General features: G+C 51.3%; 9 protein-coding genes. 4 read left to right on the top strand and 5 right to left on the bottom strand.

Annotated features, from left to right (window positions below; all coding sequences use genetic code 11):
• Positions 1–159: 159 nt before the first annotated feature.
• From KOM00_RS12310 to gmtX, 4 genes are read left to right on the top strand one after another with little or no spacing between them, the layout of a single operon-like run.
• Positions 160–867, top strand: a complete 708-nt coding sequence (locus KOM00_RS12310) for a hypothetical protein (protein WP_216499216.1) — start codon at positions 160–162, stop codon at positions 865–867.
• Positions 860–1,321 (top strand): hypothetical protein, encoded by a 462-nt coding sequence (locus tag KOM00_RS12305; RefSeq protein ID WP_216499215.1) that lies wholly within the window; start codon positions 860–862, stop codon positions 1,319–1,321. The genes KOM00_RS12310 and KOM00_RS12305 overlap by 8 nt, the downstream gene beginning before the upstream one ends.
• A gap of 1 nt (position 1,322) precedes the next feature.
• Complete coding sequence (locus tag KOM00_RS12300) at positions 1,323–3,515, top strand: AAA family ATPase (protein WP_216499214.1); 2,193 nt, start codon at positions 1,323–1,325, stop codon at positions 3,513–3,515.
• An 11-nt stretch (positions 3,516–3,526) separates the two neighbouring features.
• Positions 3,527–4,288: a gamma-mobile-trio protein GmtX gene (gene gmtX, locus KOM00_RS12295; RefSeq protein WP_216499213.1), complete on the top strand. Its 762-nt coding sequence runs from the start codon at positions 3,527–3,529 to the stop codon at positions 4,286–4,288.
• 756 nt (positions 4,289–5,044) lie between these two features.
• Here gmtX and KOM00_RS12290 read toward each other — a convergent pair.
• The 5 genes from KOM00_RS12290 to KOM00_RS12270 all read right to left on the bottom strand — a co-directional run bounded on the left by KOM00_RS12290 (position 5,045) and on the right by KOM00_RS12270 (position 14,319).
• Positions 5,045–5,713 (bottom strand): DUF1643 domain-containing protein, encoded by a 669-nt coding sequence (locus tag KOM00_RS12290; protein WP_216499212.1) that lies wholly within the window; start codon positions 5,711–5,713, stop codon positions 5,045–5,047.
• A 63-nt stretch (positions 5,714–5,776) separates the two neighbouring features.
• Positions 5,777–7,537: an ATP-dependent nuclease gene (locus tag KOM00_RS12285; protein WP_216499211.1), complete on the bottom strand. Its 1,761-nt coding sequence runs from the start codon at positions 7,535–7,537 to the stop codon at positions 5,777–5,779.
• A 14-nt stretch (positions 7,538–7,551) separates the two neighbouring features.
• Positions 7,552–9,168, bottom strand: coding sequence for an ATP-binding protein (locus KOM00_RS12280; RefSeq protein WP_216499210.1), 1,617 nt, complete (start codon positions 9,166–9,168; stop codon positions 7,552–7,554).
• Entirely contained in the window at positions 9,161–13,117 is a 3,957-nt protein-coding gene (locus KOM00_RS12275; protein WP_216499209.1) for an N-6 DNA methylase, read from the bottom strand. Before KOM00_RS12275 ends, KOM00_RS12280 begins: the two co-directional genes overlap by 8 nt.
• Positions 13,114–14,319, bottom strand: coding sequence for a restriction endonuclease subunit S (locus KOM00_RS12270; protein ID WP_216499208.1), 1,206 nt, complete (start codon positions 14,317–14,319; stop codon positions 13,114–13,116). Before KOM00_RS12270 ends, KOM00_RS12275 begins: the two co-directional genes overlap by 4 nt.
• Position 14,320: the final 1 nt, after the last annotated feature.

Raw genomic sequence — 14,320 nt, 5'->3', positions numbered from 1 at the left:
AGAAATGGAAGAAGCCGATCATAAACTGGAAAGCGGCAATGGCTCGATTCGCCATCCTCTTCGAAGACAGATTGCCAAAATCTTAACCAAGGCCATTTACACAAAATTCTTTACAGGCCCTGCAGGTTCCTTTTCTCGGGGGTGCCATTTTTAATCAGGATGTGGCTGAAAGCGAACAAGTGTCTCGCCGACTCTCAAAAATACTCAACCGGCTATGACGAACTTGAGCTAGAGTTGCAGCGGCTAACGGAGGAGAAGTACCTTTTGGCGAAGGCCGGGCGGAAAGATGACATCACCACAAAAATGAGAAATCGCATCAAGGAACTAGAGGCCATTTGTGAGTCTCGTGCAGAGAAGCTGAACGAGAGCCTCCTAGATTTGCATGCAGCCTGGCGTCTTCTGGAAAATATCCGAGCCTTGATTCCCAAGGACGAAGGAGACGGCAGCAATCTAACATTGATCACGCGGTGCACCGAGGATATCGAGCCAGCCTTCCGCGAAGGCACACGCTTCGAGCTATGCAGCTACCTTCTCCAGGCTTCCAGAGTGGTTCCCTTTCTCTATGATGAGGACATGGAACGAGAACGCGACCAGTTCCTAGATGTTATCGCCATGAGGGAGAATCTAATGTCGTGGAGCATCGCTCCGCTTTCCAAGCACGAGAAGCGCATTGGTTCCGACGCCGAGTCAATGTGGCTGCTAAATGCCGTTGGGGCCATGGAGCTAGATGCTATCTACAGAGGGGAATCAACATTGAAAACGTTAGGTCGGGACAGCAAGGAGTTGGTGATGGTCATAGAATCAGCAATTGGGAAAGCGCTTCCTATGAAATTGGCCTCCTCTGTAGGAGAAATAACCTATGGGTAGACCTTCTACTGTCATATCGAGAATACTGGCTGCGCTAGCTGATTTCAGTGCTGATGGTAATCGGCTTCCTGCTACTAATGACGGCAAAGTCAATGTCACTGCCTTGTGCCGCGAGCTGCGAAACGTCCGACAAGATGATGTCCAGCACTTCCACAAGAAGGAGGAGATAAAACAGGCCATCAATACAATAGCCCAGCGGCAAGGGCTTTTGCCTGTCGGGCACCGATCCATCACTGACGATGCTGATAATGAGCTAGAGCTACGGATTAGGCACGCAAACGTTCAGGCCAGGAAAGACGCCCAGTCTGCGGTAGAAGCGGCCTCGGCTCGAGATGCTGTGCTCGAAGAGCTGCGCACCCTTCGAACGGAGATGGTTCGAAAAGATCTCGAAATTCAATCCCTACGTGAGCGTCTACGGCTTATCGAAGAGGCGGGACTCTTCCTGAGGGGGTAACATGCACACAGTCGTTATCAGCAACGTTATCAGCCAAAATGCTTACGGCATTATCGCTTCTTGCAGGTGCAAGAACGATAACCCTATCAATGTGATTCTCCCGCCAAATCTGGCACCTGTGACCGGCGAGGTCTATGAAATAGAGGGCGAAAAAACCGAGTTTAAAGATAGATACGGGCGAAGTGTCCCCCAAATCAAGGCGACCTCGGCCGTCAGAGCAAGAACGTCCGGAAGGCTCATCCGGCCGTGGCTCGAATCGTTGCCGGGGATCGGTCCAACGCGTTCCAAGCGCCTGCTCTCTACATTTGGGGAAGACGTCGTTTGGTGCTTGAGCAATGTGGAAATGACTCAGCAGCTGGCCAGGGCTCTTGAGCCGGACAAACCGGTGGTCGGTGAGCGTTTGGCCGCATTGGTGCAGATGCATTACTTCGCTAGGCAGGCACAGGAGAGCCTAGCGGTATTGGAGGGGGAGTTTCTGCTGTATCTCGAGTCATGTGGCATCACAGACCGGCTAGCCGCAAAGAAGATGTTCCGCCTTATTGGCGACCTTAACGCCTTGGAGCAGCTCAAGCTAAAGCCGTACCTCGCTGCGAGCTTACTCCCCTGGAAGCAGGCAGACCACCTTGGACGAAATCTCTTGCGGCAGATTGAGGGAGCGGCTCATGCCACACGGCACCCCGACAGGCTCGTTGGGGCTTGTGATAATGTTTGGCGTGAGTGTCTCAAGAATGGAAACACAGCTATGACAAAAGCTGATTTCTTGCATGAGTTGCATCGACGTGACGTGATTCCAGCACTAGCCCTACAGGCTGGCGTAGATCGCGGCAATATCCGTGTAGCTGGCGATCTACTGCGGGCACCGGGTGCTGCCTACCTAGAGGCAACTTTGGCCGCGAGAATCGTAGACTTCGAGCAGGTGGATGAGCGCCCTTTTGATATTCCAGAAAATCTTGATGCCCTTGTGCGCAGTAATGAAGATCCTAATCGACCTCTGACTGCGGAACAGCGACGCGCTGTCTGTTCTATCCTTAGCAGTAAGCTGTCCATTTTGCAAGGTGGTGCCGGCACCGGTAAAACGACCACCTTGAAAGTGTTGGTGAATGTATGGATTTCCCTTGGAGGCAACGTTCTCCTTGGTGCTCTTAGCGGTAAGGCAGCCCTCCGAATGTCCTCATCAACTGGCCGACGGGCACAGACCTTGGCAAGGCATCTTTTGGAGTTGGAACAGGCTCAGGGGGGAGGCGATTCCGGCACCCTCCCGCTCTTCCCGGGGGTCGACACCAAAACCCTTTTTATCGTAGACGAGGCTAGCATGGTCGACATCGTGACCTTCCGGAAAGTCATGAACTGCCTGCCTGATGGAGCCTCATTGGTTCTTGTTGGGGACACCGCTCAACTGCCTCCTGTCGGCCTAGGGCAGGTTTATTTCGACCTAGTACAGCTTGGTGCTAAGACCTACCACTTAAACCAGGTGCATCGCCAATCCCAGGAAAATCCGATCATCAAAACGGCAACGATGATTCGGCAAGGCATCGCTCCGGCGTTGCCAACATGGGAAGACACGACTGCCCCCGGGGCATTCCATCTGAAAGTCCCTTCTGCAGGAATTGAAGCAGCCGTGATAAGGCTACTAGAGGACAAACTGACAAAGGTACCGATAGACGAAATTCTTGTACTAGCTGCCTTAAAAAGGACTTGCAGAAACATCAACCGTGCGATGCAGGTACGGAAAAACGTGAACGGCATCACTGGTGTCCGCATTAGCCCGTTCGCGCCTTGGGTTTCTGAAGGGGACCCGGTAATTTGTACTAGGAACAGATATAAAGATGGCCTTATGAACGGAATGCTTGGCCATGTGGCTTCGCTGGAACCGTTCACCATCCGGTGGCAAGGCGAGGTTTCGGCCAAAATGGTTCCCAAAGAGGCTTGGGTGGATATAGCATCCGCATGGGCCTTGACCTGCCATAAAGCCCAAGGTTCTGAATGCAAATATGTCATCGTTGCCTTAGACGGGAACGAAATGCTGACGCTTGAGTGGCTGTACACGGCGTTGACGAGGGCAACAGAACAGGTGGTCCTAATCGGACCTTCTACGGCGCTTGAAACGGTCGTCGGCAGGCGGTCCACTCGTACGACCTGTTTCAGGGAAGAAGTGGCTTTGAGGCGAAAGCAAAAACGTACGCCAAATCTGTGATTGGAGGCTTCATGGGAGAAGTGATGTCTGTGCAAGCCCAGAACGTGAGGGATATAGCCCAGGCTATTTTTGAGGAAGAGTTGGCTAAGGCCAAAGGGGCCGATGTCAAGACCAGACTAAGAGCCGTCCGCGATGCCTGCGAGGATATCATCCAGAGGGGCGGAACCCCCAACGCGCCATCGATACAGGCTTGGATTGCCAACCATCGTCCAAGCGTCAAGCTCACGAAGAGGACGATATACAATCAGAGGGAGTACGGCGGTGTAAAGACGGTGAGCCCCTATTCAAGGGTTATCAGCGCTTGGGCCGCGGTGTCTCAGGAAAAGGCCGTTGCAAAGAAGGCCCGGGGTAGCGAGCCGGCCGCGGCGTCCGTGGGCGGGTTCCTCACGACTAACGACCTAGCATCGATCTCCGATCTGGTGGTGAGGCATAAGGTTGCGATCCTGTATGGGCAGGTGAATCAACTGAAAAACCAAGCAGAAATGCGCAAGGCTATCCGGGAAAACCCTGTTGCTCCCAGATTGCTTGGGGCCGTTCCTATTCCGTTGAGCATTGACAGCGGGAACTCCTCTACAATTAACAGCACCAATCTCACAGATGATGAACTGGACGCCTTGGAGGACTTCTTGAGGGAAGCTAGCGCCAAACGACGTGGACTCACGTTCAACGATCTGGGGGCCGTTATTGCGAAGCGTGCTGTTACGGGGAGTGCTTTGTCTAAACCGGGGTTTGTTGACGCCCTCAGGAAAATCCTGCAGACCTATAGCCGATGATAGTGCGAATGTACCAAGTGGTTGTAAGAATCTTGCGAACTTTACGGCTTGTCGAATGCAGCTGCGATAGGAGCGGGGATGAAAAATGAAATACGAGCATCTCTCGAAAAAGGAAATGATTGTCCAGTTCCTAAAAAGAGATGCAGATCGGAAGCTTGGACTCGTCTGGGGGCGGGACAGCCATAAATCTATTTGGGTCTCTCGTATCCAGTGGAATCCACTTGGTGGTTTCACCCACAAGTGAATGGGGTATAAGGGGGAGATGACGGCTCACGGGTTAAGAGCTTTGGCTTGAATTATTCTCGACTAGGTCCTACAGTGCAGTATTGATCTTGTGGAGCATCAACTAGGACATGCAGTCAGGGACCCCAATGGACGCGCGTATAACCGAACAGCACACCTTCCTGAACGATGGAAGATAATGCAGGCGGGCGGATTACTTTACAAACGGAAGGTAGTGCAATAAAGGCCCAGGCAAACTGAAAAGGGGCTGCGTAAACCGACTTCTTTTGCAATAGAGCTGCTGGTAGCCAGAGACGGAACCTGTAAAGAGAGCCAACCATCAGAACTAGCAGGCAATTATTGACTTAGTTTATGACTAGTGCCCCCACAAATGCCCCCAACCTGTTGCAGTGGTGTCAAGTTAGGGCGGCTAGAGCAGCGAACATACCATTTGTGGCACTCAACATCCAGAAGAATTGAGCATCTGAAAAGGAACCGCAATTAGCTAATGCGCCAATTACTGCTGTAATAGCGTCAGAGACGACTTTCGATCTTCTGTATCAGGCCTGCCACGTCGACCTTGGAAAGCGACCAAGAATAATCTATCCCTCTTGGATGCCTAGGAAAAAGCCCGTCCACAAGGGAAGTGCCGAGATGATAGGGATCATGGGCCTTTATTAGCTTCAGGACTTCAAGAATTCGAAGGTAGTATCCGCAGGAGCGGATGGCTCCCGAGGAACATTGTGGCTTGCCCCAGGCAATCACAACCATGCTGGATTTCTCTGCTTCCCGTGAGAGCATCTCATCGCAGGGCGGCGATATGAGCTTGTCATTCCCAGTAGCAAAGAGATGTCCGTGCACGGCGATAAGGTCAGCAAGGTTACCAGAGGCAGTCTCGTACACGGCGTAGAGATTGAAAACAATAATTTTCGACACCTCACGCAAATCGTCGCACTTCTCATAAGTGTACTTTATGATGGCGTTTATGGTCTTGTCCGAAACTGTGGCGGTTGCCTTGCTGGGGTTCATCATTATGAACAGAGCCTGCTTGCTCCCGCGACGATCAAGGTTAATCGTCAGGCACAACCTTCTACACGGGTCTCCCCCGACACCTAAAGGCTCCACATTTTTCACGTATGAAGGGTACTTGTAAATCCGTCCCATTTCTACCCTCGGTATGATTAATCCAGCCCTGCCCTTCATCCCCCTCCCATACATCTGACTAGGTTAACATCCAGCCAACCAGCTTCGCCCTAGCGGTAAGGCCTAAGCAAACTTTTCAACAATCTCTTGAATAAGTACTGCCACGTCCATTGGTATCTCAGCTGCTAGCATTGCTTCAGCAATGGTATATTTATCAATGTGGTATGTTGCACTTATTGAACTTGCATGCTCAGAGAAGATAGTTTTTGCTCTAGCGTCCAAAATTGCTTCTGGCTCATCCTGATTTGTGTAATTATTTGTGATATCAATTGCAAAATGATTTCGCACGTGTTCAATAATTTGTTGCGTGTCTATTTCGCAAGACCTCCCTATAGCGGTTCCCGACAAAAGATAGCCTTCTATATACCTTCTCCTCCATTTCCTACAGTACAAATTACGACCATCTTTGTCAGGGTGTGTTTTATCTTCCAGTGTAAGAGCTGTAGTACCAATACTTTCATCATCACGGTCCCGAAGGCTGATTCCAACAAGTCCCTCAATCTCACATGCTAATTGACTGAACAACCTCTTTCTTTCCCCGTGGTCAGCCAAATATTGCCATACTACGATGTTGCATGGAAAATCCACCCCCAATTTTTTACTCCAAATTTTCAATAAAGTGACATCCGATTCATTTTCCACAAACATGAGCTTTTTAACTTCTTGAAGTTTATGCAGCTTAGGTGAATATTCTGCCCCTATTCCAGCTAATAATCCAATCTTGTGAGAATCATTTGCCAAATATTTTGGAGCAGTTCCAGAAAAGTGTAGAATCTTATCTGGCTGGTAGCTGCGAATCAAATCGGGAGAGTGTGTAGAAAACAGAACCTGCTTGTTAAATTTCTCAGCTATTATAGTTAATTCCTGTACAAGATTCTTTTGCAACGAAGGATGCAGATGCGCATCTGGTTCATCTAGCATGATCATCTTATATTCCGGATCCAAGGCTAGGGCAAAAACCCCCAACCATTGCAGAAGCCCACTGCCTTCCACCATAAGGTCACGCGGGGTATACTCAGGATATCTAATGAACCGGTTTTTGACACGACTTCCTTTAAAACATTCAACCTTTATATACGAGTGGTAAACATCGTTGAACGGCTCAATAGTTAAACCATACGAAAAGGTTCTTTCCAATATTGTCTGAAGAAGTTCCCATGGGTCAGCTTCTCTTAGTGTTTTCAGTGAGGCGTTGGGTATTTTAGGACGTCCCCCCCTGAGGTCTGCACGCTTTATTTGATTAGACTCAAGTAGATCTAAAAGAATGTTTCTTATTACCGCTCCTGAGAGTCCTTGCCCGATCAGCTTCCTTCGTATCGCCTTTGTGTGCCGTTGTTCACGATCTACTATACCTGCAAAAGGTGGGACGTAGGCAATCCGTGGAATATTTTCACCAGCTGGGACCGTGGAATGAATTGTTTTAAGAAAAAGCCTGTCGTTGGCAAGAGAGAGGCCAAACTTAAGATTTCTTTGATCACCAACTCCGGTTTTCCAATAAACGTCGATCCAGAGTGTGTACCCGTCTTGTTCGTGGTCCTTTTGTGTTTTCAGGTTTGTCCATAGGTGTTTTAGTGACGGAACGTTTACAGGAGAGAATTCATCAATGCTTATTCCGAACCCTTGGTGAGTCTGCCCATAGTACAATGCAGCGACCCCTCTTTCCATTTCTAGAACAGTACGAGCGAACTCCCATATCGCTAAGCCTTGCATTAATGTTGTCTTGCCAGAGTTGTTCCCACCTGCTAATAATACTACTGAAGGTTTTAAAGCAATGGTCTTATCCTTAAACTTCTTAAATCGGTGAAAAACAACTTTTTCAATCATCTACCCACCTCAATTCACGTCATCATAGTATCTTTGTCTGAAGAAAAGGCTTTAGACAATTCGCGAGTTATTGAAGCCGCAAATTCTATGCAAAGGTGCAGCGCAGCATAAGCGGTACTGACGTCAATCTCTGTTGTTTTTGGATGGACCCCAAAATCTCTAAACCCCTGTACAGCGTTTGCTAGAACGTATGTATTTTTGCTAACGAACCGAGCAAGACGATCTATTCTCTGCGTACCAGTCATCAAATCAAGCAGATGCAACCGTTGCCCCCCCTCAGGGAACCGCGCCTGCCATCCTTCAAATCCTCTCTCTCCATTGAAGCGCCAAATGGAAAACCACTCCGGTGGGATGCGAGGTTTGATACAGTCGGGGTCCCAGCACTCGGCTTTCCAGACAAGCGATAGTCCTTGCTCAAGTATTCCATGGACATTACTGAGGAAAACGTGTGGGTGCTCCGGCAAGTCTTCTACTCCACGCTCAAGAAAGCGCCTGAGAGTCGGATCCATATTAAGAATCTGCTGCATCCGACGTTCCAACACTCCCCTGAAATGACGCTGATAAACGTCACTTGCGCCAAACAGACGGACAAGTGCGCAACCTTCGTTTGGTTGCTCTTCCAGGTATTTCTCTACTAATCGGTTCGGCCGCTGCAGTTTATTGCCTGTCGAATGTAAGAATCCCCTCTCTATTACTGCATCCACGTCAGCATTTGCGATACCGGTCCGTATCAGCGCCCTTTCCTCAAGCACGCGCCGGAATAAATCTTGGCTTGACGGTGAGCAATCTGTCCAAAGTGAATCGATCTTGTCACGGACCGAAGGGAAACAGTGATCGCAAGCCTTCAGCATTAATTCTTGATTGATCTCGCTTGTCTCTCCTATATCAAGAAGTGAATTAAGAATCTCAAGCACCATCACAGGGAAGCCATTGCTCGCATTCCACAGTTCCGCCTGTGCCCCGGCTGCGAATTTAAGGTCAGGGAGTTGGCGCAAAACCACGGTTAAATCATTTTCGTCGAAGCAACCGACCCGAACGGGCGATGGTTCAAAAATATTCCAGAAGTCACTAGTCTGAGAGTCTGGGTTACGAATCAACTCGCGAAGCGTACGTCGACTGGCGGTTACCAGTGTCAGGCTAGGCTTGAGTGCCAGTGCACGCAATTGATCCCACAGGTTTCGGGTCAACTGGCCATTTGAAAGTGGCTTGTCAAACCCGTCCATTATGGCTAGCACCTTTCCTCCGTCATCCTTGAGTGCATCCAGGACCTCGGCGATTTCCTGATACGAATACCCATGGGAGTCCCTCAGGTGATTAGCATAGTCAAGGTGATGTGCCGTCAAAGCACTAGATAACTCGGTCGCGAGGGATTGCATGAAGAATTGGTCACTGTTAGGCGTCTCGTGGCCAAGATCCCACAGTAAAACCGCTGTGTACGGAGTGCCAGCGGAGCGTAAATGGCGTGCTAATTCATTCAGAATGACGGTCTTACCCGCATACCGTGGCCCGACCACCTGCAGATGATCCGGTGAAGGCTTCGTCAGGGCTGCCACCAGTCTCTGAAAGATGGCCTCACGACCCAACATCGGTGGTGCGAAAGCACCTAGAATTGGGAATCTGCGATCAGACATTTTCTTCCTCCGCCTCGGTGAGCGCTCGGCTTGAAAGTATTACAGCATCCTGCTGTTGCTCAATCCAATCGGTCATCATTGGGATTGCTAGGCGGTAGTGCCCCTCGCCAATTCCGCCGAAAAGATCAATCAGCTCCAACTCCCGCAAGTACGCCAAATCGGCATCAAGCACATCGTCATCTACATCTACGCCGGATTGGGCCAACTGTTCATGCAAAGTTCCGAAGCTTGTATGTGTCCCCAATTTAAAGCTCTGTGCGCAAAGCAACAGAATTAACTGGCGCCGCCGCCGGCCCGTTGTTGGTCCAAGACCTGCGTAGTCCCACAAGCTAGCGAAGTGCTCGTTGTCACGAACCATACTGGCAGCAACTTTCTCAACAATGCTAAGCGTAATGGAGTGACTTTTCGTTTGTACGGCAAAGTCAAAAAGCCTGTTACACAAACACTGCAGCAAGTACGGGTGCCCGGCCGTAATATCGACAACACGTTCGATCGCCTCGTTGGAATACACCAGCCTCCCGCGCACAGGCTCGGTTACGATGTCGCGTGCACTTTGCATGTCCAGAGCGGTAACTGGAATACTAGTGCCAAGGCCGTAAAGAGCAGACCAATACTCCTCGCGTAAGCGCTTTAAGCGCCGTGAACCAGTGAGGATTGCCGAGAACCGGGGATAGGATTGGATCAGTGAACGAATGTTCTCCGGCACCTGCGGTGAAGTCACACCATTGTCAATACCTTCCTGGAGCTTGTCAAATTCGTCTAGCATCAAAACTAAACTCAGCCCAAGCGGCTCCAGCAAAGATAAAATCTTTTCCAGATAATCCCTAAAATCAGAAAATGGCGACTCATGACCAATGCCCTCCCGACAAGGCCCCGTGATCCTAAGCGGCGGTTTCCCGGCCCCGATGACTTCCCCGTTCGGCAGAGGCACTTCTATGCCAAGTTTGGCCAGCGCCTTAGCGATGCTGGACGCAAACAATCGATAGACTTCTGGTGTGGGCACGCCGACCGACTTTGCATCGCCCTCAGCCTCCTGAAGGTCTGAATAGACACATAGCCAGCCATGAATTGCGGCAGATCCTTCAAGATGTCTAAGAATGGAAGTCTTTCCAGCTCGACGGTTGCCCTCCAGCAGCACAACATTACCATTAGTTGAGATCTGGCGACTGATCTGACTGATCAAAGCCTCACGACCAAAGAATACAGCATGGCCATGCTGTGGCTGCAGAGGACTGCCAGTGACGTAGGGACTGCCTCCTAAGCCTATACCTAGTGAAGAAACTGGTTCCTCAGGCGTGACAATCTGCACCGCAATTTCGACCACACCACTGAGCGGTTGCCCCACTAAGTTAGTCGCCGACCAATTTAGCTGCAGTGAGAGTTGATTCCCTAGCTTCGGCACATCACCCCGCAGGTTTAGGGAGAACAGTTGGCGTTCAGCCAAATAAGGCACCTGAAAAACACCCCAATCCGGCAAGGTTTCAATGCGGAAGCTACGCAGCGGTAACGCCCTGTCATTCTCCAGTCCGACTACAAATTCTGTGAAATTCCCAGCCACCAAGGCCGCTGGTGCCGAAACAAGTCGGATCTCACCCGCTTCGACCAGATCGCTAATTGACGAGCGAAGCCAGTTTCGCATACGCTCGGCGATGGCGCGCGCTTGTGATTCCGTGGGCACGTGTCCGGATGCATGCTCCAAAACGCCGAGCATACTGCGCTCTGCCGCTTGCAGAACAGTCAGTAACGCTGGCCCCTCTGGGATCTGTGCCACCCCGATGAGCGGTATAAGCGCGTCGACAAGGGGCATTAACCATCGTCTTGCATCATTGGGGACCTGTTCTTGTTCCACCCAGCGCCGAGCGGTACTAGCCATGTCCACCAAAGGTTCGAACTGACTCACGGCTGGTGTGGCATCCATACCAGCGACAAACGTGGGTGTCTTGCTATTCAACTCAGCAAGCCAAGCGGTGAGACGATCCGAAGCGCCAGTACCAGCGCTCATTGCAAGAAACGCCAGGGCATCAGTACCAAAGTCTTGGTACTGCGCGGCTGCGCGAGTTTGCACTGACAACGGCGGTAAAGGAATAGGCAGGTCATCCAGCACCACACGATTGAGGTGTTGAATCACTGCACCACGCGACTGCGCAGCCAGCCAGTTCTGACAAGCAGGACTAGCGAGATAAGCAAGAAGGAACCCTGGATCTAGCCGCCCCTTATCTGCTCGTAAGACATAGAGTCCATTAGCAGCCACTGAGCCAACCGCACCATTGCGCACTAATGCAGCCTTTCCAATGGTTCCAGACTTGGACAGCAGTATGTCACCAGGTAGCAACGCCCAGCGAGCCTCAACACTCACCACCTCGGGTGCCAGCCAATTGGAACAACGTCCAACCTTACCATCGGCTAAGTCCCGAATACGGATGTAACCTATCGCTCGCTCGCGGGGCGGCTTATCCAGCAGGTTACTCGAATTAATGGAGCGCCCAGTGCTGACTTGCACAACGGTGGCAAGAGTAACGACCGTTCCGGTCTCGCCCAGGGCATCGGTAAGGCTGGTCAGTAACTCGTTGAGACCTCCCTTCTCTCTACGGCGCGGAGAAAGATCCCAGTCTGCGGCGGCAAGATCCTCTACGCCTACCTCCCAAATAGAGCGGGACAGCACGCCAGTCCCGGGTGTGCCTTCAGCTATGCCTGGTTGTAGTTCAAGTGGGGTGCGTAGCTCCGGCCGGCGGATCTCGGTAACTAGTTGCTGCGCCAACACGGAATGAAGCGTTGGTGCTTCACGGCCTGAGCGGCGATCAAATAACGGAGCGGCATCGACAATCCGCACCCGGCTTACCCCGCCTTGCTTCCTCAGTAACAACAAGCTGCCTTTAACGCTGGTGTAAGGGGCAAAAGCACCTGCGGGTAGGCTGATCACTGCTTCAACCTGCCCATGTTCCACTAGATAACGGCGCAACTCACGTTCAACGCCACCACGGAACAAAAACCCTTCCGGTACGACAATCACCGCTCGTCCATGTGCCTTAAGCTGCGACAGCGCGTGCTGAATAAATAACCCCGTGCTGTCGTTTGTCACGAAGGCGAAATGCTGGCAACCCCAAGGTTGACGGCCAACCTTTGCGCCAATGGGCGGGTCGGCCACCACCACATCGAACCCCCCGCGGCCGGAGCTAGATGGCGCCTCACGCTCCAGACTGTTACCCAGTTCCAGGGAAGGCGAGTCAATTCCCGCCAGTAGCATCCGCGTAAGACCGATTAGGAAAGCACTGGGATTAAGTTCAATACCAGCCACCTCAAGCGATGGCCACTGCCGGCGACTTTCGTTGTGGTTACGCTCAGCCTGCTGCCAAGCCGCCAACAGGAAGTTTCCAGACCCAAAGCAGGGATCATAAACTTTTTCACCTGGCTCTGGATTCGCTAGTACAGCCACCAAGAGCGCGATAGATGCCGGCGAAGAAAACTGGCCGTCGTAGGCATCAGTGGTTTGGGCAACCATCTGATCAAACACCGACAAGAGCGCACGCCGTTCACTCACCATATCGAAGGGCAAAGTCGCTACCCACCGCACAAGATCGTGGAGGCAGACAAAGTCCACCTCCAGCACGCGAGGCAGCATGTGTACCAACGCGCGCAGCGGCTGCTCTGTATCACCTCGCCGAGCTTCAAGATACCGGGTCAACTCGCGAAACTGCGCCGCGATCTCGTAGGGATTATCCAACTGGGCCCAATTTCGCCACTGCAGTCGGCTTGGCAACAAAGGTTGGTAAGACCGATCTTCAAAGATCGACATCGCCTCCTGCTCTACATCCCTGTTATCAATCCAGCGCAGGACAAAGAGAGCGGCAAAGACTTCGCGAATTACTGCCCCGGACAGACCTTCTGCAAGCAGGCGATTTACAATCTGCCGAGTTATGTCCTGCAATGACTTGTCGTTCACGGCGCTCACAACTCTCCGGCGAAGGCTTTGCGGAGGATGGCTTCACGTAGGCCTTCAGTCGCTTGCGATTGGGTTGCACACTCCTCCTTAAGCATCGCGGCTCCCCCCCCAAGTCCTGAAAATTTCTCTGCGGTTTTTTCCTGCTCCGTCAATGGAGGTAGGGGTAAGAGCGATTCAAGCAAATCTTGCTGGTTAATACTGGACTGCCCAATGGCATGCTTAGCCCGCATACGTAGGTCATGTAGAAACTGCGGCGAGTTCATGAGCCAAGCTAAAACGTCCTGTCGCACCAGTTTCGCATTTATTCGCAACCTAATCAGCATTGCCTCAAAGACGGCCGACTCCATCAGTCCGGCAACCACAGCCGACTTGCCTACTAATTCCCGACTGTTGACCCGACTAATGATGATGTCTCCATTCAATATTGAATAATCCTCAGCCTCCTTACTGGTCACCTGCAGCCTTTCAAGACGAGCATCATCGAAATCTGCTCCGTTGATGTTAAACATACGCAGAAGAAGCGTACCGGAGCCATGGTACTCGCGTGGCTTGTACAGGCCATTCTTAGCCGACGTCACAATGGAACCCAATTTAATCATTGGGTAGGAAGTCACGCATTCTTCCCAGAGATCAAACCGAAAAGCCTGCGGAAGGTGATTAGATTCGTGACGCAGAATCTTGGCCAGCCCCTCAATCTCCTCTACCTTTTCGAGACATTCCTTTATACGAGAAACTATTCGGTATTGTTCGGAAACCGGTGGAATGGCAATCTCGAAATCCTTGAATTTGCCACGAGGAATTTCCAGGAATGTTGTTTTTCCCGCTAGCTGTATCAGATCTGTCCTGTGATGAGCGAGAAGGTATGCAAGAAACCAAGGGCACACCCGATCAGCTTTGGGCGTAAGGTTAATGAAGCCTTGATTGGTGGCACAGTCTCGATCCGTAACGGCGATTTTGCCGATGCTTGCTCTACTTGAAAATAGCACCGATCCTGCAGGAATTACTTTGGCGCTACTATTCTGCAGACCACGAATCGTAATTGTCTCAGCGACGGCATCCAGGAGGGTAATATTGCCTATCGGCTCAAGATCCGTAGGAGTAACCCAAGGCAATTCGCCCCCAAAATAGGCAGGTTCAGTGCGACTGGGCGTTCCTCCTCCTTGGATCATGGCAATGTCAGCCAGTTTTACTACGGTCCAATTTGAGGGCATC

The organism is Geomonas diazotrophica (assembly GCF_018919385.1).
GTDB classification, from domain to species: Bacteria; Desulfobacterota; Desulfuromonadia; order Geobacterales; family Geobacteraceae; genus Geomonas; species Geomonas diazotrophica.
The sequence above is the reverse complement of the archived record's forward strand: the minus strand, read 5'-3'. Positions and strand labels throughout refer to the sequence as shown.

What these genes read in the sequence shown, in the direction of transcription:
- KOM00_RS12310 (WP_216499216.1), top strand. Translation starts at nt 160, where the DNA reads ATGTGGCTGAAAGCGAACAAGTGTCTCGCCGACTCTCAAAAATACTCA.
- KOM00_RS12305 (WP_216499215.1), top strand. Translation starts at nt 860, where the DNA reads ATGGGTAGACCTTCTACTGTCATATCGAGAATACTGGCTGCGCTAGCT.
- KOM00_RS12300 (WP_216499214.1), top strand. Translation starts at nt 1,323, where the DNA reads ATGCACACAGTCGTTATCAGCAACGTTATCAGCCAAAATGCTTACGGC.
- gmtX (WP_216499213.1), top strand. Translation starts at nt 3,527, where the DNA reads ATGGGAGAAGTGATGTCTGTGCAAGCCCAGAACGTGAGGGATATAGCC.
- KOM00_RS12290 (WP_216499212.1), bottom strand. Translation starts at nt 5,713, where the DNA reads ATGAAGGGCAGGGCTGGATTAATCATACCGAGGGTAGAAATGGGACGG.
- KOM00_RS12285 (WP_216499211.1), bottom strand. Translation starts at nt 7,537, where the DNA reads ATGATTGAAAAAGTTGTTTTTCACCGATTTAAGAAGTTTAAGGATAAG.
- KOM00_RS12280 (WP_216499210.1), bottom strand. Translation starts at nt 9,168, where the DNA reads ATGTCTGATCGCAGATTCCCAATTCTAGGTGCTTTCGCACCACCGATG.
- KOM00_RS12270 (WP_216499208.1), bottom strand. Translation starts at nt 14,319, where the DNA reads ATGCCCTCAAATTGGACCGTAGTAAAACTGGCTGACATTGCCATGATC.